General features: G+C 65.3%; 24 protein-coding genes. 15 read left to right on the plus strand and 9 right to left on the minus strand.

The window, feature by feature from the left end; genetic code table 11:
• Positions 1 to 19: 19 nt before the first annotated feature.
• Both IB232_RS20750 and IB232_RS20755 read left to right on the plus strand, forming a co-directional pair.
• Complete coding sequence (locus tag IB232_RS20750; RefSeq protein ID WP_192400447.1) at positions 20 to 1,222, plus strand: NAD(P)/FAD-dependent oxidoreductase; 1,203 nt, start codon at positions 20 to 22, stop codon at positions 1,220 to 1,222.
• A 147-nt stretch (positions 1,223 to 1,369) separates the two neighbouring features.
• Positions 1,370 to 1,771, plus strand: a complete 402-nt coding sequence (locus tag IB232_RS20755) for a DUF1801 domain-containing protein (protein ID WP_192400448.1) — start codon at positions 1,370 to 1,372, stop codon at positions 1,769 to 1,771.
• Between the two features lie 112 nt (positions 1,772 to 1,883).
• On the opposite strand, the gene IB232_RS20760 is transcribed toward IB232_RS20755, so the two are convergent.
• Together IB232_RS20760 and IB232_RS20765 are read right to left on the minus strand one after the other, a co-directional pair.
• The gene (locus IB232_RS20760; RefSeq protein ID WP_192400449.1) at positions 1,884 to 2,093 is read right to left on the minus strand and encodes a tautomerase family protein; all 210 of its coding nucleotides are present in this window, start codon (positions 2,091 to 2,093) and stop codon (positions 1,884 to 1,886) included.
• Between the two features lie 43 nt (positions 2,094 to 2,136).
• Positions 2,137 to 2,871 (minus strand): SDR family NAD(P)-dependent oxidoreductase, encoded by a 735-nt coding sequence (locus IB232_RS20765; RefSeq protein ID WP_192400450.1) that lies wholly within the window; start codon positions 2,869 to 2,871, stop codon positions 2,137 to 2,139.
• A gap of 116 nt (positions 2,872 to 2,987) precedes the next feature.
• Between IB232_RS20765 and IB232_RS20770 the strand changes: the two genes are divergently transcribed.
• The 4 genes from IB232_RS20770 (at position 2,988) to IB232_RS20785 (ending at position 6,252) form a co-directional block, all read left to right on the plus strand.
• Entirely contained in the window at positions 2,988 to 3,914 is a 927-nt protein-coding gene (locus IB232_RS20770; protein ID WP_192400451.1) for a LysR family transcriptional regulator, read from the plus strand.
• 201 nt (positions 3,915 to 4,115) lie between these two features.
• Complete coding sequence (locus tag IB232_RS20775; RefSeq protein WP_192400452.1) at positions 4,116 to 4,598, plus strand: hypothetical protein; 483 nt, start codon at positions 4,116 to 4,118, stop codon at positions 4,596 to 4,598.
• A gap of 69 nt (positions 4,599 to 4,667) precedes the next feature.
• A complete protein-coding gene (locus IB232_RS20780; protein ID WP_192400453.1) occupies positions 4,668 to 5,513 on the plus strand; it encodes a DUF692 domain-containing protein in 846 nt (281 codons plus the stop codon).
• A complete protein-coding gene (locus tag IB232_RS20785) occupies positions 5,506 to 6,252 on the plus strand; it encodes a DUF2063 domain-containing protein (protein WP_192400454.1) in 747 nt (248 codons plus the stop codon). The genes IB232_RS20780 and IB232_RS20785 overlap by 8 nt, the downstream gene beginning before the upstream one ends.
• A 61-nt stretch (positions 6,253 to 6,313) precedes the next feature.
• On the opposite strand, the gene IB232_RS20790 is transcribed toward IB232_RS20785, so the two are convergent.
• The 4 genes from IB232_RS20790 to IB232_RS20805 all read right to left on the minus strand — a co-directional run bounded on the left by IB232_RS20790 (position 6,314) and on the right by IB232_RS20805 (position 9,646).
• Positions 6,314 to 6,805 carry a DoxX family protein gene (locus IB232_RS20790; protein ID WP_192400455.1) on the minus strand — a complete coding sequence of 164 codons (492 nt, stop codon included), beginning with the start codon at positions 6,803 to 6,805 and terminating at the stop codon, positions 6,314 to 6,316.
• Positions 6,806 to 6,817: 12 nt separating this feature from the next.
• Positions 6,818 to 7,477, minus strand: a complete 660-nt coding sequence (locus IB232_RS20795; RefSeq protein ID WP_192400456.1) for a ferric reductase-like transmembrane domain-containing protein — start codon at positions 7,475 to 7,477, stop codon at positions 6,818 to 6,820.
• A gap of 124 nt (positions 7,478 to 7,601) precedes the next feature.
• Complete coding sequence (locus IB232_RS20800; protein WP_192400560.1) at positions 7,602 to 8,897, minus strand: ATP-binding protein; 1,296 nt, start codon at positions 8,895 to 8,897, stop codon at positions 7,602 to 7,604.
• Positions 8,898 to 8,905: 8 nt separating this feature from the next.
• Positions 8,906 to 9,646, minus strand: a complete 741-nt coding sequence (locus tag IB232_RS20805) for a response regulator (protein ID WP_137972050.1) — start codon at positions 9,644 to 9,646, stop codon at positions 8,906 to 8,908.
• A 213-nt stretch (positions 9,647 to 9,859) separates the two neighbouring features.
• Between IB232_RS20805 and IB232_RS20810 the strand changes: the two genes are divergently transcribed.
• From IB232_RS20810 to IB232_RS20820, 3 genes are all read left to right on the plus strand, one after another.
• Positions 9,860 to 10,123, plus strand: a complete 264-nt coding sequence (locus tag IB232_RS20810) for a DUF2790 domain-containing protein (protein ID WP_192400457.1) — start codon at positions 9,860 to 9,862, stop codon at positions 10,121 to 10,123.
• Between the two features lie 64 nt (positions 10,124 to 10,187).
• A complete protein-coding gene (locus IB232_RS20815) occupies positions 10,188 to 11,420 on the plus strand; it encodes a cytochrome c biogenesis protein DipZ (RefSeq protein WP_192400458.1) in 1,233 nt (410 codons plus the stop codon).
• A 107-nt stretch (positions 11,421 to 11,527) separates the two neighbouring features.
• On the plus strand, positions 11,528 to 11,746 hold the full coding sequence (locus IB232_RS20820; RefSeq protein ID WP_192400459.1) for a hypothetical protein: 219 nt from the start codon (positions 11,528 to 11,530) through the stop codon (positions 11,744 to 11,746).
• A 17-nt stretch (positions 11,747 to 11,763) separates the two neighbouring features.
• On the opposite strand, the gene IB232_RS20825 is transcribed toward IB232_RS20820, so the two are convergent.
• Positions 11,764 to 11,916 carry a hypothetical protein gene (locus IB232_RS20825; RefSeq protein ID WP_192400460.1) on the minus strand — a complete coding sequence of 51 codons (153 nt, stop codon included), beginning with the start codon at positions 11,914 to 11,916 and terminating at the stop codon, positions 11,764 to 11,766.
• A 215-nt stretch (positions 11,917 to 12,131) separates the two neighbouring features.
• Between IB232_RS20825 and IB232_RS20830 the strand changes: the two genes are divergently transcribed.
• The 6 genes from IB232_RS20830 to IB232_RS20855 all read left to right on the plus strand — a co-directional run bounded on the left by IB232_RS20830 (position 12,132) and on the right by IB232_RS20855 (position 15,905).
• A complete protein-coding gene (locus IB232_RS20830; protein ID WP_192400461.1) occupies positions 12,132 to 12,932 on the plus strand; it encodes a hypothetical protein in 801 nt (266 codons plus the stop codon).
• A gap of 108 nt (positions 12,933 to 13,040) precedes the next feature.
• Entirely contained in the window at positions 13,041 to 13,205 is a 165-nt protein-coding gene (locus IB232_RS20835; protein ID WP_192400462.1) for a hypothetical protein, read from the plus strand.
• Between the two features lie 87 nt (positions 13,206 to 13,292).
• Positions 13,293 to 13,613, plus strand: a complete 321-nt coding sequence (locus IB232_RS20840) for a hypothetical protein (RefSeq protein WP_192400463.1) — start codon at positions 13,293 to 13,295, stop codon at positions 13,611 to 13,613.
• Between the two features lie 233 nt (positions 13,614 to 13,846).
• Complete coding sequence (locus IB232_RS20845) at positions 13,847 to 14,776, plus strand: alpha/beta fold hydrolase (RefSeq protein ID WP_192400464.1); 930 nt, start codon at positions 13,847 to 13,849, stop codon at positions 14,774 to 14,776.
• An 85-nt stretch (positions 14,777 to 14,861) separates the two neighbouring features.
• Positions 14,862 to 15,320 carry a MaoC family dehydratase gene (locus IB232_RS20850; protein ID WP_318652298.1) on the plus strand — a complete coding sequence of 153 codons (459 nt, stop codon included), beginning with the start codon at positions 14,862 to 14,864 and terminating at the stop codon, positions 15,318 to 15,320.
• Positions 15,321 to 15,416: 96 nt separating this feature from the next.
• On the plus strand, positions 15,417 to 15,905 hold the full coding sequence (locus IB232_RS20855) for a hypothetical protein (RefSeq protein ID WP_192400561.1): 489 nt from the start codon (positions 15,417 to 15,419) through the stop codon (positions 15,903 to 15,905).
• Positions 15,906 to 16,020: 115 nt separating this feature from the next.
• Here IB232_RS20855 and IB232_RS20860 read toward each other — a convergent pair whose 3' ends face one another.
• Together IB232_RS20860 and IB232_RS20865 are read right to left on the minus strand one after the other, a co-directional pair.
• Positions 16,021 to 16,335, minus strand: coding sequence for an antibiotic biosynthesis monooxygenase family protein (locus tag IB232_RS20860; protein ID WP_192400466.1), 315 nt, complete (start codon positions 16,333 to 16,335; stop codon positions 16,021 to 16,023).
• Between the two features lie 27 nt (positions 16,336 to 16,362).
• Positions 16,363 to 17,325, minus strand: a complete 963-nt coding sequence (locus tag IB232_RS20865) for a zinc-dependent alcohol dehydrogenase family protein (protein ID WP_192400467.1) — start codon at positions 17,323 to 17,325, stop codon at positions 16,363 to 16,365.
• Positions 17,326 to 17,408 lie beyond the last annotated feature (83 nt).

Raw genomic sequence — 17,408 nt, forward strand, 5'->3', positions numbered from 1 at the left:
GCGAATGCCGGGAGTCATCATGGAACAACATATTCTGATCATCGGGTCCGGCTTCGCCGGCATGTGGAGCGCACTGAGCGCTGTGCGCCTGCTCGACCAGCACGGTCGCAGCGACGTGCGCGTGACCCTGCTCGCGCCCCAGGCCGAGCTGCGCATCCGTCCGCGCTTCTACGAGCCCGACGTGCACAGTATGCGCGCTCCGCTGCAGGAGCTGTTCGCCGTCACCGGCGTGCGTTTCGTCCAGGGCCTGGCGCTGAACATCGACACCGCCGGGCGCCAGGTCAGCTATCGCGATGCCACGGGTGCCGAGGCCAGCCTGGGCTACGACCGCCTGATCCTCGCCTCCGGCAGCCAGCTATTCCGCCCACCGGTGCCGGGGCTGGCCGAGCATGCCTTCGATGTGGACCAGATCGAGCAGGCCGCGCGCCTGGAGCAGCACCTGTTCGGCCTGGCCAAGCAGCCGGAGTCGGCGGCGCGCAATACGGTGGTGGTGGCCGGCGGTGGCTTCACCGGCATCGAGACCGCCACCGAGCTGCCTGCGCGGCTGCGCGCCATCCTAGGTGAGGACGCCGATGTGCGGGTGATTGTCATCGACCGCGGCGCCCAGGTCGGTGCGACTCTCGGTGATGGCATTCGCCCGGCGATTCTCGAGGCCTCCCGCGAGCTGGGTATCGAGTGGCGCCTGGGGGTCTCGGTGTCTGCGGTGGATGCCGGCGGGGTGGTGCTGGACGATGGCCAGCGCATCGACGCCGGCACGGTGATCTGGACCGTCGGCTTCCGTGCCAGCGGCCTCACTGAGCAGCTGGGCGCACCGCGCGATGCTACCGGCCGCTTGCAGGTGGACGGCTTCCTCAAGGTCGCCGGCCTGCAGGATGTGTTCGCCGCTGGCGATACCGCGCGCGCCGCCACCGACGAGCTGGGCAACTTCAGCGTGATGTCCTGCCAGCACGCCATTCCCCTGGGCCGCTACGCCGGCAACAACGCGGCGGCCGAGCTGATCGGCGTGGCGCCACGGGTCTACAGCCAGCCCAAGTACGTCACCTGTCTCGACCTGGGCGCCTGGGGGGCGGTGTACACCGAGGGCTGGGATCGCGTGCAGAAGCTGGTCGGCGCCGAGGCCAAGACGCTGAAGACGCAGATCAACAGCCAGTGGATCTACCCGCCGGCGGCTGATCGTGCCGTGGCGCTGGCGGCGGTCGATCCGTCGATTCCGGTGGCCTGAGGCGCAGCCGGGTCGGCACCTGAGCACCTGCCGTTGGTCGAAGCTGTCGCAAAGCCGCAATCGCCGCCAATTTTCCCCTGGAGGAATGCCAGGGGTTGGCGATACTAGTTGCGGCCAGCGACCACCATCAGGAAGAGGACGACCAGCATGACCACGGAACAGAGCACCGCGCAGGAAGCCTCGCGACTGATCGATGCAAAGATTCAGGAACTGGGCGACTGGCGCGGGGAGACGCTGGCCCGGGTCCGCGCGCTGATCCGACAGGCCGACCCCGAGGCGGTCGAGGAAGTGAAGTGGCGGGGCGTGCCGGTGTGGTCCCACGCCGGCATCATCTGCACCGGCGAGACCTACAAGAGCGCGGTGAAACTGACCTTCGCCAAGGGCGCCGCGCTGGCCGACCCCAGCGGCCTGTTCAACGCCAGCCTCGAAGGCAACACCCGGCGCGCCATCGACATCCATCAGGGCGACTTCCCCGACGAGGCGGCCCTGCAGGCGCTGGTTCGCGCCGCGGTGGCGCTCAACACGGCCCCGCGCAGCAAGCGTGCCTGAATGATTGCGGGATGAAGCGGAGCCAGGCCCGCCGGCGTGGCAGCCGAATCCGGCGCAACAGCAAAGAGAAAGCCCCCGGTCGCAAGGCCGGGGGTTTTTCATGGGCTGCGCGTCAGCCCTTGGGCAACTTGCGGCGGTACTCGGTGGTGGTGATGCCCGCGTAGCCCCAGTTATCGGTGTCGACTTCCTCGATCACGATATGGGTAAGCTCGGGCTGCTTGTTGAGCACGCGCTGCAGGGTCTCGGTGATTTCCTTGATGACCTGGGCTTTCTGCTCGCGGGTGACTCCATCGCGGGTGATGCGGAGGCTGACGAAGGGCATGGTGCTGCTCCTGTGTGAGTGAAGGGGATGATTGATCAGCCTATTACCATTTGCCGGCGCTCATGCCGCCGTCGACCGGCAGTACCACGCCCGTGGTGAAGTTGGCATTGGCCAGGTACAGCACGGCATCGGCGATCTCTTCGACGCGACCCATGCGCCCGGCCGGCTGCAGGCCGTTGAGGAAACCGTAGCTGGCCGGGTCGTGCATCGGCGTCTCGATGATGCCGGGCGCTACCGCGTTGACCTGGATATTGTGCGGCGACAGTTCCAGTGCCAGGGCGCGAGTGACCTGGTTGACGCCGCCCTTGATCAGCACCGGCAATGCCGCCGGCACGCTGATGTTGGCCTGCAGCGCCACGGCGGCGGTGATGTTGATGATGTGGCCCTGGCGCCGCTCGATCATGTGCGCGGCGGCCGCCTGGGAGGCGTAGACCACGCCCTTGAGGTTGGTCTCCAGCAGGCCGTCGATGTCGTCCGGGCTGTATTCGATGAAGGGCTTGGGCAGGAAGAAACCGGCGTTGTTGACCAGCACATCGACCTGGCCGAAGGCTTCGACGCCGGCCTGGATGAGGCGGCGCGCGGTGTCCGGCTTGGCGATATCGCCGGCCACGCCGATGAAGGCGGCGGGATTGCCCAGCTGCGCGCGGGCTTTGTCCAGACCCTCGGCAGAGCGGGCGTTGCCGACCACGTTGAAGCCATTGGCCAGGAAGGCCTGGACCAGGCCGAAGCCGATGCCGCTGGAGGCGCCGGTAATCACCACGGTTCTGCTGTTGCTCATGTCGCTTCTCCCGATGAGGAGGCACCGAGTGGCGCCGTTGGGAGGACTATATTTTTGCGCGATATGCGGATAAATATGGTTGCGAGAAATTCAGTTGATACATGGTGTAATCAATCATGCAGCGCCAATTCGACGACATCCTGCTCGGCAGCATCGAACTGTTCTGTCTGGCGGCGGAGCTGGGGAGCTTCACCGCGGCCGGGCTGGCGGCGGGTGTGACGCCGGCGGCGGTCAGTCGCTCGATCGGTCGCCTGGAGGAGCGCCTGGGTTCCCGGCTATTCGTGCGCACCACGCGCAGCATCCGCCTGACCGAGGGCGGCCGCAGCTACTACCAGCAGTGCCGCCAGGCGCTGACCCAACTGGTGGAGGCCGAGCGCGCGGTGAGCGGCCAGCAGCAGGAGCCGTCGGGCACGCTGCGCATCAGCCTGCCGACCACCTACGGCCATCACCGCATCCTGCCGCTGCTGCCCGAGTTTCGCCGGCGCTACCCGAAGGTGCAGGTTGATGTCCATCTGGGCAACCGCAATATCGACTTCGTCGGCGAAGGCTACGACCTGGCCATTCGCGTGCGTGCGCAACCGGACTCGACCCTGATCGCCCGACCGCTGGAGGATGCCCGCCTGGTGGTGGTGGCCACGCCCGCGTACCTGGCGCGCGAGGGCGTGCCGCAGACTCTGGAGGACCTGGCACGGCACGACTGCATCCAGTTCGAGCTGCCCAGCAGCGGGCGGCGCATCACCTGGCTGTTCAACGACGGGGGGCAGGAGCGGGAGATCCTTACCGAGGGCGGCTACGTTTGCTCGGACGATGTGCTGGGTGGCGTGACCCTGGCCAAGCATGGCGCGGGGCTGTTCCAGACCTACCGCTTCATCGTCGAGCGGGAGCTGGCCGAGGGTTCGCTGGTCGAGGTGCTGCAACCTTTCGCCGGTCGCTCGCGGCCCTTCACCCTGTTGTATCCCCAGGGCCGGCATATGCCGCTGCGCCTGCGCGCGTTCGTCGACTTCATCATGGAGCAGCAGCGCCAGTGGGCCGCTGACGCCTGAACGCCACCCTGCGTATCACTCCGTATCTGCCGCGTCCTGGGCGCGGCTGGCATACAAAGCGAGCGCCTCTCCGATACGTGCCAGATACAAGCGCGCGGCCAAATGGCGACACCCGAAAGAGACCCGCACCACGCGACCTCGGTCGGCCAACCGCCTTGTGGCACATCCGCGCGCCATCGCGCCCAGCACCGGAGAACTTCCATGTCCCGTACCGTTTCCAACAAGTCCCGCATCGGCCTGCTCGCTGTCGCCCTGGCCGGCGGCATGAACCTGGCGTCCACCGCCTTCGCCGTCGAACAACTGCCCCAGGGCTATCAGCTGGCCGCCGCCGACAAGGCCGGGGAGGGCAAGTGTGGTGAAGGCAAATGCGGCGAGGGCAAGTGTGGCGGCGAGGCCAAGGCCACGCAGGCCGAAGGCAAGTGTGGTGAAGGTAAATGCGGGGAAGGCAAATGTGGCGATGCCTCCTTCTCCCGCACCGATACCGACGATGACGGCCGCGTCTCCCTCAAGGAGTTGCTGGCCGTGGCGCCGAACGGCAGCGGCGAGTTCAAGGCCATGGACAGCAACGCCGACGGCTATCTGTCCGAGGCCGAGGTCTACAAGTTCCGCAGCAACCAGTACACCAGCAACGGCAAGCCAGTGCCGACTGAGCTGTTCACCAAGATGAGCCAGGCCAAGGACTGATCCGCCCCCCTGAAACCACGCCCTCCCTGTCACCGACCGGGAGGGCGTTCGTCCATCTGGAGAACCCATATGACCATTCTTGCCCCCGTGCATGGCGCCGGCCTCGGCCTGCGCCGTGCCTTGCTGCCCGAGCTGCTGGCGATGGCGCCCGGCAGCGTGGATTTTCTCGAATGCGCGCCGGACAACTGGATCGGCGTCGGCGGCGCCCATGGTGACGGCCTCGCGGCATTGGCAGAGCGCATCCCGCTGACCTGCCACGGCCTGTCGCTGTCGCTCGGCGGCCCGGCGCCGCTGGACCTCGATCTGCTGCGCCACACCCGCACCTTTCTCGACCGTCATCGGGTGCCGCTGTACAGCGAGCACCTGAGTTACTGCTCGGACGACGGTCAGCTGTACGACCTGCTGCCGCTGCCGTTCACCGACGAGGCCGTGCACCACGTGGCGGCACGCATCCGCCAGGCCCAGGACGTGCTGGGCCGGCGCATCGCGGTGGAAAACGTTTCCTACTACGCGGCGCCCTACCAGGCGCTGAGCGAGATCGAGTTCCTCCGCGCGGTGCTGGACGAGGCCGACTGCGACCTGCTGCTGGACGTCAACAACCTGTTCGTCAACGCCATCAACCATGGCTACGACGCGGCCAGCTACCTGGCGGCGATTCCCGCCGCGCGGGTGGTGTGCCTGCACGTGGCCGGGCATTACGACGAGGCACCGGACCTGAAGATCGACACCCACGGCGCCGCCGTGAAGGGCGATGTGTGGGCGCTGCTGGCGCAGGCCTATGCGCGCTTCGGCGAGGTGCCGACGCTGCTGGAGCGGGACTTCAACTTCCCGCCGCTGGCCGAGCTGCTGAGCGAGGTCGAGCAGATTCGCGGCTACCAGCGCGCCGCACGGCTGCCGGAGGTGCGCCATGGCTGAGGCACTGTATGAGCAACTGCTGCGCATGGCCCGCCATGTGCGCGACCCGCAGCGCCATGCGCCGCCACCGGGTATCGAGGCGCGGCGCCTGGCGGTCTATCGGCAGCTGTTCTTCGGCAATCTCGATTCGTTGCTGTCCGGTGCCTTTCCGGTGGCGCGGGCGAGCCTGGGCAGCGCTCGCTGGCAGGCGCTGGTGCAGGCCTTCTACGCCGACCATCGCTGCCGTACACCGCTGTTCACCGAGCTGGCCGGCGAGTTCGTCGACTACCTGGAGGCGGGCGAGACGCCGGATGTACCGGAGTGGCTGGCCGAGCTGGCCCATTACGAGCGGGTGGAGAGTGTGCTGCTGCTTAGCGATGCGGGCGAGCCGGCGCATAACCCCCAGGGCGATCTGCTCGACGGCGTGCTGGTGTTGTCGCCCCTGGCCTGGCCGCTGGCCTATCGCTGGCCGGTGGCGGAGATCGGCCCGAGGCATCAGCCGCAGCAGGCGCCGGCGCAGCCTACGCTGATCCTCGCCCAGCGCCGGGCGGACCTGCGCGTGCATTTCTCGCGGCTGGCGCCGCTGGCTCATGCGCTGCTGCTGTCGCTGCAGGAACGTGATGTCAGCGGCCGTGAACACCTGGCGCTGCTGGCCGAGGCCATCGGTGTGACGCCGGAGGAAATTGAGCCGGCCGGACTGGCGCTGCTGGAGAGCCTGCGCGCCCAGGGCGTGGTGCTTGGTACCCTTGCCAACGCCTGAACGCCGGTCATGAAAAAGCCCGCGTACCTGTCGAGGTGCGCGGGCTTTTTTGTTGCGTGGATCAGGCCTTGCGGCGCAGCAGTGCATCCAGGCTCAGTAGCCCGGCGCCCTTGAGCAGCAGCGGCAGCAGGGCGACCAGATAGATCAGCGGCAGCTTGTAGTTGCCATGGCCGTGGTCGCTGATCGAGTAGCCCAGCGCCAGCTCCGCCAGGCTCGACCAGTGCACCGGCCAGTGCACGGCGGCGATAGCCACCACGGTCAGGACGATCAGGGTGGCCGACGCCAGGCGCGTGCCCAAGCCGAGCAGCAGGAGCAGGGGCGCGATCAGCTCGATCCACATCGACAGTTGCCAGTTCACCTCGGCCGGCAGCAGGTCGAAGGGAAAGGGGAACTGCAGCTGGGCGAACCAGTTCGGCCCGTTCCATTTCTCCAGGCCGGCCTCGAAGAATTCCCAGGCGAGGAACAGGCGCAGCGGCAGGTCGGCGCTCCAGGCGCCGAGACGGTCGATATGGGCGAAGACATTCTTCAGTGGAGCGAGTGCGAGCGTGTTCATGGTGACCTCGAATCAGCGGGCGGTGGCGAGCGGCGTACGGGCCGGCTGAGCGTTGCGGCGCACGCGCTGGGCCAGCTTGGCGACCAGCTTGAGCACGATGGCGGAGAACATCAGGCCGAAGGCCAGCACATAGCCGGGGCTCAGCGGGATGCGCTTGTAGAACGAGAAGCAGAAGATCAGCGCCAGCACCCAGGTGCCGGTGCTGTGCAGCGCCTTCCAGCCACGGCCGCCGAGGGCCTTCATTGCCCAGGGGAAGGAGGTGAGGGCGAGCAGCAGGATGAACAGGTAGCCCAGCGAGCCGGGGATATTGGCGGCCGCGGAGCGCCCGTTCCAGAACACCTCGGGAAACAGTTGCGCGTAGGTCAGGATCAGCACGCCGTGGATCAGGTGGGAGAAGGCGAATGCCAGGCCGAAGAAGCGTCGTTCGCGCAGCAGCGCGCGGGTGGTCGGACTGGGCAGCAGGATGACCAGCGACGAGGCGAGGAAGGCGATCAGGAACAGCACGAAGGAGGTGCGTGCGGTGACGCGGATGGCGCTGCGCAGCGCCTCCACCAGCTGTGGCTGCCAGAGCAGCGCCAGGGCGGTGGCGGCGAGGACGAGCAGGGAAAGCAGGCTGAACAGGCGCCAGCCATGCAGGCTGGCGGGGGTGGTGGCGGCAGTGATAGGGGGCATCGGCGGGCTCCGGGAGCGGTGCGCGTCGGCGGAATGCCATCGCGCGGTCGGTGCCATGCTCGCCAGCCGGTTTGTCCTGGATGTGTCCGCCGCGGGCCGTCCTGTATCCCTGTGTATCTCCGGCTCAGCTTGTTACACACAGCTCCAGTTGCGCGCACAGACCGCCGCTGTCGCGGTTGCGCAGCGTCAGATGTGCACCGAGCGCCTGGCTCAGCTGCAGGGCAATGGCCAGGCCGAGGCCGGTGCCGCCGGTGCTGCGGTTGCGCGAACTCTCCACCCGGTAGAACGGCTTGAACACCTCTTCCAGCTCGGCCTCGGCGATGCCGGGGCCGTGGTCCAGCACCTGCAGGCGCACGCCGTGCTCGTCGCGCTCCACCCGCAGCTCGGCGCTGCCGGCGAACTTGAGGGCGTTGTCGATCAGGTTGCTCAGCACCCGCCGCAGGGCATGCGGACGGGTTTCCACCAGGGCGCCGCTGCGGCCGGCCAGGCTCACCGCCTGGCCACTGTCCTGATAGTCGAGCACCAGGCTGTCGAGGAAGGCGTCCAGGTCGACCCGGCACAGCGCCTCGCGGCTGCCGTCCATGCTGCGCGCGTAGGCTACGCCCTCGCGCACCAGGTGCTGCATCTCGTTGAGGTCGCTCCACAGGCGCTCGCGTTCCGGCGACTCGTCCATCTGTTCGACGCGCAGCTTCATGCGCGTGATCGGCGTCTGCAGGTCGTGGGAGATGGCCGCCAGCAGCTGCATGCGTTCCTTCAGGTAGGCGGCGATGCGCCCCTGCAGGGCATTGAAGGCGCGGGCGGCGTAGGCCACTTCCTTCGGTCCGCGCTCGTCCAGGGGGGGCGCTGGACTGTCCGGGTCGAGGTGGTCAACCGCACTGGCCAGGCGGGTCAGCGGGCGGATCGCCATGCGCACCGCGAGCCAGGTGCAGCCCAGCAGTACCAGCAACTGCATCACCAGCATCAGCGGCAACCACTGCGCCACCGGGATGCTGCCGGGCGTGACATCGAGCACCAGCGGGCTGCCGTCGCTGAGGCGGATATGGACCTGGAAGTGCGGGCGTGGCCCCTCGATGGTCTCGAAGCGCAGGGGGAAATGCGCACCGATGGCCCGCTCGATGGAGGGCACCGCCATGGGCGCCTCGTTCATGTCCATCGGGATACCGGGCAGGCCCTCTTCGAGCCGGTAGCGGTAGTTGCGTCGCTCCAGCAGCGGCAGCCAGCTGGCCCGCTCGGCGGCTGGCAGGCGGTCGATCAGCATGACCGTGGTGCTCAGGTCCATCTGCAGGTTGTCGAGCATCAGGTCGCGGCCGGTCTGGTAGCGCTCGTAGAACTGCGAGCTGAACGACATGCCGTAGGCCAGCACCAGGCCGACCAGGAAGATCAGGGTCAGGCGTGCGGCCAGGGTGCGTGGCCAGCGCAGCAGAGCGTTCACAGGCCTGGCTCGATCAGTTGCACGGGCAGCGAGAACACGTAGCCCTCGCTGCGCACCGTCTTGATGTAGGCCGGCTCGCGGGCATCGTCCAGCAGGCGCTGGCGCAGGCGGCTGACCAGCAGGTCGATGGAGCGGTCGAACACGTCGGCCTCGCGGCCCTGGGTCAGGTTGAGTAACTGCTCGCGGCTCAGCACCCGCTGCGGATGGTCGAGGAACACCCGCAGCAGGCGGTATTCGGCGCCGCTCAGGGCGATCACCGTGTCGGCCGCATCCAGCAGGTGGCGCGCGCTGGTGTCCAGGCGCCAGTGGCCGAAGCCGATCAGCCGGCTGCTTTCGCTGATCTGCAGGTTCGGCGGCAGCATGCGCGTGCGGCGCAGCACGGCGTTGATTCGCGCCAGCAGTTCGCGGGCGGAGAAGGGCTTGGTCAGGTAGTCGTCGGCGCCCATCTCCAGGCCGACGATGCGGTCGGTCTCCTCGTTGCGCGCGGTCAGCATCAACACCGGCGTGGCCTTGTGCTTGCCTACGCGCAGCTCGCGGCACAGCTTCAGGCCGTCGTCGCCGGGCATCATGATGTCGAGCACGATCAGGTCCACCGCGTTGCCTTCGAGGAAGGCGCGCATCTGCCGGCCATCGGCTGCCAAGCTTACGCGCAGGCCGTTCTTCTTCAGGTAGTTGCCCACCAGCTCGCGGATTTCCCGGTCGTCGTCGACGATCAGGATGTGATCGACATGGTCCATGGCTGCCTCTCGTTGCAATGACGGTGGCTAGTCTATCGGCCTCGGCGGCACTTGCCCGCCATCCTTTGTATTGCAGTGTATCCAGGCTGCGGGGTGATACCTGGCGCGGCAATCGTTCGCCGTGCCCGACACATTGGCGATACCTCCCGAACATGCAATGGGCGCCCGGCAGATGTGATCCATCGCCATCCCCATGAATCTCAGGAGACTCCCATGAAAGCCATCACCCGCGCCGCCCTCGTTCTGGCCTGCGTACTTCCCTTCGGCAGCTTCGCCGTGCAGGCCGCCGAGAGCATCCCCGTCGAGCGCTACCACTACGGCATGCAGCTGGACGTGCAGAAGGTCCTGAAGCTGCAGGAAGCGCCTTCGACGCTGTGCCAGGTGGTGGAGGCGCGCATGGATTACCTGGATTCCCAGGGCCGTGAGCGCAGCCTGGCCTACCTCAAGCATGCCCAGGCTTGCGAGTACGACAACTGATCGCTGCCCATCCGACTCGCCCGGCCGTGCCGGGCATGACCTTTCGCGCACTGCGAGGTGACCCATGCTGCTTATCGCCTTCCTCGGTGGGATGCTGACCATTCTCAGCCCCTGCATCCTGCCCGTGCTGCCGCTGTTGCTGTCCAGGGTCGGGGCCTCGGCCGCATCGATCTGGCTGACCCTGCTCGGCCTGGCGTCCGGATTTGCCTTGCTGGCCAGCCTGGCGGCGGTGTCTGCGGACTGGGCCATCGCGGCCAGCGTCTGGGGGCGCCATGTGGCGCTCGCCGCCTTGGCGTTGTCCGCGCTGGCGTTGCTCTCCACCCGCTTCGGCAACTGGTTGTCGCGCCCATTGCTGTGGCTGGGCGACCGCCTGCATGGCGAGGCCAGGAAGCTGCCTGCAGGGCTTTCCGCCTGGTTGCTGGGGCTGGCCAGCGGGTTGCTGTGGGCGCCCTGTGCTGGGCCGATACTCGGCCTGATCCTCTCGGGGGCCATGCTCGGCGGGCTTGCGGTCGCCAGCAGCCTGCTGCTGTTCTGCTACGGGCTCGGCAGTGCCGTGGCGCTGGCGCTGGTGATCTTCCTGGGCCGTGGTGTGGTCCAGCGGCTGCGCCCCTCGCTACGCCTGATCGAGTGGCTGCGACGTGGCATGGGTGGCGTGGCGCTGCTGGCCGTCATCGGCATCGCCAGCGGAATGAGTGGCCAACTGGCCGGCGCCGGCTCGTCGAGCCTGCTGTCCGCACTGGAGCGCAAGGTCCTCGACGGCGTGCCCAGGTTGCTGACACAGCTGGTCGGCGATGCGCGCGCCGCGGATAGCGAACAGCTGCCCGACCTGGGGCCGGCACCCTCGCTGGACGGGGCCAGCCAGTGGCTCAACGGTCCGGCGCTGGATCTGCAAGCCCTGCGTGGCAAGGTGGTGCTGGTGGATTTCTGGACCTACGACTGCATCAACTGCCGCAATAGCCTGCCGTACGTGAACCAGTGGGCGCGGCGCTATGCCTACCAGGGGCTGGTGGTGATCGGCGTGCACACGCCCGAGTATCCCTACGAGCGCATCGTCGAGAACGTGCGCGACGCGGTGGTGCGGCTGGGTGTGCAGCACCCGGTGGCGATCGACAACCAGTACCGCATCTGGAGCGCTTTCAATAACCAGTACTGGCCGGCGCATTACTTCATCGATGCCCAGGGGCGCATTCGCTATGCCCACATGGGCGAAGGCGGCTACGCGGAGCAGGAACGCATCATTCGCCAGTTGCTGGAGTTCGCCAGGCAAGGTGAGCCGGTAGCTGTGCGGCGAAATTGAAAGCGCGAGCGTTGCTCTCGGACGAGCTGCCTGCATTTATCTGGAATGGATACAGCGCCCTGCGCTCAAAAATCTGGAGTACAGGATCTGCGAGCTGGGAGGTTGGCATGAAGGCAAGTGTCACGGAGCAACAGGAGAGCTGCACGCTTGATGCACTGCGCGACAAGAGAAATGCCGCGCAAGCCGAGCTGGAGCGTTACCTGCTGGAGCAGTTTCCCATCGATACCGACCAGAAGAACCTGGGCGTGGCGATGCGCGCCCACGCGGTGGTCGAGATCGAGGAGGAGATGCGCCACGAGATGCTGAGGGCGCAGGCCCACGGTTGAGCCGAGGGCGCGTCAGATCAGTCGGGCGCGTTCTGCGGATCGCCTTCATTCGAGCGACTGCGCGGCTGTTCCCCGGTGATGTCCTCGTCCGGCTGCTCTTCCTTCGCGGGAGGTTCATGGGTGGTCGGGGTCTGTTCGGCTTTGCCGTTGGGCGTTGCGTGACTGGTCATGTGCTCGGCTCTCCATTGAGGCTGGATACCTCTGTTTTGAGGGGAGAGCGGGGAGGGTGTTCAAGTATTTGCTGGCAGCACCAAGCAAGCTTCAATGCCACACCGTCTATACGGCGCCATACGTTTGAGCATTGGTCGACAGCGCGATATCGAGGGCGGCTGGCAGCATATTCCGCAGATGGCCCACTTCCGCTTCCCTCATGCGATCAGACCCAATGAATCCAATCGACCTCCAGTCGTTTCAACGCATTACCAGCGCCCATGGCGAATTCGAAGGGGCGGCGTATTTCGACGCCGAGGAAGAGCTCGCCCACGAGGTGTTTCCTGACCGCATCGTGTTCCAGACCAATTATCTGGATTACCGCAGCTATGAGGTCGATCTCGCCGAGGGCGCGATACGCGTGCGCAAGACGCGGCTGGACAACTACCAGCGTGGCGACAAGGCCGAGGTCATCGAGGACGCCATGGACGAGGAGGACTGGGGCGAGCTGGGCGACCTGTGGCAGCGCATGAGTCGCGATCTGGACAGCCAGGAGCAGGGGCCGCAGCTCGACGTGAGCGACACGCTGGCCGAGCTGTTCTATTGCCTGTTCGAGGAGCGCCACGCGCAGGAGCTCGCGGATAACCTTCCGGCGCCGTCGGCGCAGTGGGATTGGGCCTGGAGGCAGCTCGAATCGGCGCTGGTCGGCGCCAACCAGCTGGCCGAGTTCGAATGGAAAGAGTGGCCGTCCTACGGGGTGGCCGCAGTCAATGCCCTCGCGCCGCTAAGGCAGTTGGGCATTGCCATCGCGACACCTGATGGCGCGACCATCGACGCCGTCAACCGCGCGCCCGACTGGGAGCGGGCGCTGCTGCAGTATTTCAACGCGCAGCTGGAAGCTCATGATCTGAAGCTGCTGGCCATCGGCACGCATTTCGACGAGAGCCAGGCCTTCGCTTGCCTGCCCATGAATGGTCTGGGGCTGGTCAACGCGCTGGAAATCATGGGCCGGCTGGGTATCGTCCACAAATACTGAGCGCTTACGCCCCCCGAGAAGCTTCGAGTCGGCAGCATGAGACAGTGTGATCGATGCGGATTCCTCATCTTCCAGCACAACGCGCCCTGTTCGCGCTGTGCCGAGGAGATGAGACTCGCCAGAGAGGCCCTGGTGCCGAGGCGCAAACCCTCGGTATGGCGCAAGGTGATCAAGTGGCTGCTTGTCTGCCTGGTGGTCGCGGTGCTTGCCGCTGCGGCGGTTATCACCTGGTTCCTGAATACGGCCGGCGAATCGTTTCGCTCTCTCGGCTGATGGCCAGCGGTTCTTCCAGCAAAATTGTGTCGACTCTATGGAGTGACTGTGTAGAATCCCGCGCCCGAAAATGCAGGAGACAACACGTTGGTCATTCATTACTTCGCGTCCCAGGAGAGTGTTGCATGCGGACGCACCGGGTCTGGCCTCAATAGCAGCCAGGATGTCGCCCAGGTTTCATGCAAGCTCTGCCTTCGCTCCGTGGAAAAGATGGCTACCGCGCCGGTGCGCAAAGCGCCGAGCCTGGCGGAGCTGAGAGCCGCCGCGAAAGCGGAGAAGGCAGCCGCTGCCGAGGCCGCGAAACCCACCCCCAGACTGTCAGTGCGTGCCGAATGGCAGCAGCGTCTGCAACAGCTGCCGGGCCGCAATCGACTGCCGCGCGGCGCAGCCAAGCAATCCTTCATCTAATCGCGCCAGCACAGGCCCGCTTCGACCGCCGAGGCGGGCGCTGAGTGCGCAACCACCGGTTCGGACTCGATCCGGTGGACAGCCAGTCGTGTCGCTCGCCGCGAGATCACCCCGAAGAGCGATAGCGCCGCCACTCCCAAGTCCCGAACATTGCCATGCACCGTTTCGCTTAGGTCGCTTCCCGGCGCCAAAGCCTGAGCGGTCATTCCGGCAACGAGGCGCGGGGAGTCGCCATGAAGAAACTGATCTCGGCCATCGTTGTGCTGTTGCTAGCCGCTACGGCATGCCTGTACTTCTTCCCCTCGGCCCTGCTCGCCACCACGCAACTGGTCGAGCGGCGCATGGCCGGGCTCTCGCCCCAGGAGATCCAGGTTGGCGAGTTCAACATTCGCTACTACGAGGGCGGCCCGGCCGATGGCGAAACTCTACTGATGCTGCATGGCTTCGGCGGCAACCGTGACACCTGGCTGCGTTTCTCGCGCCAGCTCACCGAGCGCTACCGCGTTATCGCCCTGGATTTGCCGGGCTTCGGGCAAAGCAGCAAGCCGGATGTCAGCTATGACGTCGCCAGCCAGGTCGAGCGCCTGCACGCTGTGATCCAGGCCCTGGGCCTGGGCAAACTGCACCTGATCGGCAACTCCATGGGAGGCCACATTGCCGCGCTCTATAGCGCGCGGCATGGCGACCAGGTACTCAGCCTGGCCCTGCTGAACAATGCCGGCGTGACCAGCCCGACCAAGAGCGAGATGTACCTGCGCATGCAGCGTGGCGAACCCAACCCGCTGGTGGTGCGAGAACCGCAAGACTTCGATGCGCTGATGCAGTTCATCTTCGCCACTCCGCCCAGTATCCCGGGGCCGTTGAAGCGGCACTTCGCCGAGCAGTCGATGGCCAACCGCGCGCATTACGACCGAATCTTCGCCCAGCTGCGCAAACACTACGTGCCACTGGAGCCGGAGCTGCCGAAGATCCAGGTGCCGACCTTGCTGCTGTGGGGCGATCAGGATCGGGTACTGGACGTGTCGAGCATCGGTGTGATGCAGCCGCTGCTGAAACGCCCCAGCGTGGTGATCATGCAGAACTGCGGTCATGTGCCCATGCTCGAACGCCCTGCCGAAACGGCTCAGCATTATCAGGACTTTCTGGACGCGATCCGCGATTGAGCCGGATGAGCAGCGCCGGATAGAGCCTGAACACCGAGCAAATGCGGTAGCGTATCCCGACTCAATTTCAACGCGGGGACGCGCTGTGACCCTTACCCAATCGCAACAGAAGCTTTACCTGGAAGACCTTTGCGTAGGCGATACCTTCACCAGCCGTCACTACGAGATGAGTGCCGAACGTGTGTTTTCCTTCGCAAGTGAGTTCGACCCACAGCCGTTCCATATCGATCCGGTCGCAGCCCAGCAATCCTTCTTCAACGGGCTCGCAGCCAGTGGCTGGCATACGTCGGCTGTGGTCATGCGGCTGTTTGCGGAGAGTGTTCCCTTGGCCACCGGCATCATCGGCGCGGGCTGCAATGTCGAGTGGCTGAGCGTGGTCAGGCCTGGAGATATCCTGCACGTGGTCTCGACGGTGAAGGACATAACCCCGTCGAAATCGAAGCCGGATCGCGGCATCGTCATCATGGAGAATCTCGCGATCAACCAGGACGACGTCATCTGCCAGCGCAATACCGCAACGCTACTGGTGTTTCGTCGGCCATAGGGCGTCAGATCGCGGAAAATCTGCCAAGACTGAATACAATCTGTGCCCGACCCCTGGGCCATGAAGATGGCTGCCTCGAACAAGGAAATCGCCTCCATGGCCTCCTCGGATAAACAGCAAAAGCGTGCCCAGCGGGCCAAAGCCAAGGCCAAGCAGAATCGTGCGGGCAAGGCCAAGCCCAATGTCATACATCCGCTGCTGGCCAATCCGCTGGTCAACGAGCCCTTCGATGATGTCGAAATCGACCTGAGCACCTTCGACTTCAAAGACATCGAAGAAAACGGTTTCGACCCGGCGCACTTCGACGACCTGTTCCAGGCGATGAAGGTTGGCGAGGGTATCAGCCTGCTGGCGATGTGCCTGGTGTTCCTGCAATACCCGGTGCTGGAGCTGGTGATCGCGGAGGAGGGGGAGGACGCTGCCATCGACTTCATGATGGGCCTGCTGATCACCTATCGCGGAATCTTCCACGATGAGGACGAAGACACGGCCGTGAAATGGGTCGGCGGCGACACCTTCCAGACAGCGTACAACGAAGCCTCGATGATCCTGCAGAAGAAATACGCTCGCCGCGCCTCAAACTAGCAGCGCGCCGAGCGATTGCTGTTGGCCGGGACGCCGGACATGCTGTGACCGGCCAATTGCAGCCTTCCGCGACAGGTTGCAATCGGCCAATTGCGCCGCTCATGTCAGATGGGCCTCAGAACTCCGGACTACCTGCCGCAAAAGCCGCTCCCTCGATGTGATAGGCCTGCGGTTCTGCAGAGAAGTATTCCTGCAGGCCCATCATGAACATCCGATGGTCTTCACTCGCTTCGAAGCCCGGCGTGTGATCTTCGAGTGATCGCCAGCGCACGATCAGGTTGAATTGGTGCGGCGTTTCGATCCCCTGGGCCAGCATGTGCCCGCAGTAACCCTTTGCGCGACAGAGCAAAGGGGCGACTTCGGCAAATGCGCGCCTGAAGTTGTCGATGTGTTCCTGGTAAACGGGCAGTACGGCGATCTCATAGATCATGAAATTTCTCCTGAAGTGAGTTCGAAGTTAGGGCGCGACTCTGATCGCGACCTTTCCTTGAATGCCGTTGTTGGGGCTCTCCAGCCGCGCATGAGCGAGCGCGAGATCGGCAAGTGAGTAGACTGCGCCAACCTGTGGGCGCAGCTGACCCCGCTCTACCAGGGTGCTTAGCTCATCCAGCTTGCCGCGGTTCTGCCTGGTGAAAACGAAGTGATAGCTCGCGTTCTTGCCCCAGGCCTGAATGAGGTTCTGTGGCTGGGCGATATCCACGATGGAGACAACTCTGCCGAGTTGAGCGAGGGCGTCGGGACTGCGGGAAAGCGTGTTCCCGCCGATGGTGTCAAACACCACATCGACTCCGCAGCCATCCGTTTCCCGATTGATGACGTCGACGTAATCCTGCTTTTCGTAGTCGATGATTACATCGGCCCCCATGCTTCGTGCGAACTCAACGTTCGCCTCGCGCACGGTGGTGAAGACGCGCGCGCCGATGGCCTTCGCCAACTGGATTGCTACATGACCGACGCCCCCGGCGCCGCCGTGTATCAGGATGCTTTCGCCCACTTTGAGCGCCGCTCGCACGGTCAATGCTTCCCACGCCGTTCCGCCGACCAGGCTGAGGCTGGCCGCCTCGAGATGACTTAGTGAGGCAGGTTTCTTTCCGACAATGCCTTGGGCCGCCACGTGGTACTCGGCATAACTTCCCGGGCCTTCGAAGATTTGCGGGGTGTACCAGACTTCGTCACCGGGGACGAAAGCCGTCACGCCAGGCCCGACTTCTTCGATAACGCCGGAGACGTCATGACCGGTGATCGCCGGAAGGGGCACCAAGTCGGAATAGTCACCGCGTCGGACCTGATAATCCAAGGGATTGATGGAGGTAGCGTGTACCCGGACCAGGACTTGTCCCGCGCCCGGCACTGGCTTGGGCACATCACGCAGTTCGAACACCTCCGGGCCACCGAAGGACTTGAGCATCATCGCTTTCATTGCAAAACCTCGTTTCTATAAAAAGGGATATTGGGAAATATCGATATATTTGAGCGAAGAATCGCGGCGTTCTAGGTCATCAT

Origin of the sequence: Pseudomonas sp. PDM15 (assembly GCF_014851565.1) — a bacterium.
In the GTDB taxonomy this organism is placed as follows: Bacteria; Pseudomonadota; Gammaproteobacteria; order Pseudomonadales; family Pseudomonadaceae; genus Aquipseudomonas.

Coding starts and splice junctions, on each gene's coding strand:
- IB232_RS20860 (WP_192400466.1), bottom strand. CDS start 16,335: ATGATCTATGAGATCGCCGTACTGCCCGTTTACCAGGAACACATCGAC.
- IB232_RS20795 (WP_192400456.1), bottom strand. CDS start 7,477: ATGCCCCCTATCACTGCCGCCACCACCCCCGCCAGCCTGCATGGCTGG.
- IB232_RS20830 (WP_192400461.1), top strand. CDS start 12,132: ATGAATCCAATCGACCTCCAGTCGTTTCAACGCATTACCAGCGCCCAT.
- IB232_RS20765 (WP_192400450.1), bottom strand. CDS start 2,871: ATGAGCAACAGCAGAACCGTGGTGATTACCGGCGCCTCCAGCGGCATC.
- IB232_RS20760 (WP_192400449.1), bottom strand. CDS start 2,093: ATGCCCTTCGTCAGCCTCCGCATCACCCGCGATGGAGTCACCCGCGAG.
- IB232_RS20815 (WP_192400458.1), top strand. CDS start 10,188: ATGCTGCTTATCGCCTTCCTCGGTGGGATGCTGACCATTCTCAGCCCC.
- IB232_RS20865 (WP_192400467.1), bottom strand. CDS start 17,325: ATGAAAGCGATGATGCTCAAGTCCTTCGGTGGCCCGGAGGTGTTCGAA.
- IB232_RS20810 (WP_192400457.1), top strand. CDS start 9,860: ATGAAAGCCATCACCCGCGCCGCCCTCGTTCTGGCCTGCGTACTTCCC.
- IB232_RS20790 (WP_192400455.1), bottom strand. CDS start 6,805: ATGAACACGCTCGCACTCGCTCCACTGAAGAATGTCTTCGCCCATATC.
- IB232_RS20825 (WP_192400460.1), bottom strand. CDS start 11,916: ATGACCAGTCACGCAACGCCCAACGGCAAAGCCGAACAGACCCCGACC.
- IB232_RS20785 (WP_192400454.1), top strand. CDS start 5,506: ATGGCTGAGGCACTGTATGAGCAACTGCTGCGCATGGCCCGCCATGTG.
- IB232_RS20805 (WP_137972050.1), bottom strand. CDS start 9,646: ATGGACCATGTCGATCACATCCTGATCGTCGACGACGACCGGGAAATC.
- IB232_RS20835 (WP_192400462.1), top strand. CDS start 13,041: ATGAGACTCGCCAGAGAGGCCCTGGTGCCGAGGCGCAAACCCTCGGTA.
- IB232_RS20775 (WP_192400452.1), top strand. CDS start 4,116: ATGTCCCGTACCGTTTCCAACAAGTCCCGCATCGGCCTGCTCGCTGTC.
- IB232_RS20855 (WP_192400561.1), top strand. CDS start 15,417: ATGGCCTCCTCGGATAAACAGCAAAAGCGTGCCCAGCGGGCCAAAGCC.
- IB232_RS20780 (WP_192400453.1), top strand. CDS start 4,668: ATGACCATTCTTGCCCCCGTGCATGGCGCCGGCCTCGGCCTGCGCCGT.
- IB232_RS20820 (WP_192400459.1), top strand. CDS start 11,528: ATGAAGGCAAGTGTCACGGAGCAACAGGAGAGCTGCACGCTTGATGCA.
- IB232_RS20770 (WP_192400451.1), top strand. CDS start 2,988: ATGCAGCGCCAATTCGACGACATCCTGCTCGGCAGCATCGAACTGTTC.
- IB232_RS20755 (WP_192400448.1), top strand. CDS start 1,370: ATGACCACGGAACAGAGCACCGCGCAGGAAGCCTCGCGACTGATCGAT.
- IB232_RS20845 (WP_192400464.1), top strand. CDS start 13,847: ATGAAGAAACTGATCTCGGCCATCGTTGTGCTGTTGCTAGCCGCTACG.
- IB232_RS20750 (WP_192400447.1), top strand. CDS start 20: ATGGAACAACATATTCTGATCATCGGGTCCGGCTTCGCCGGCATGTGG.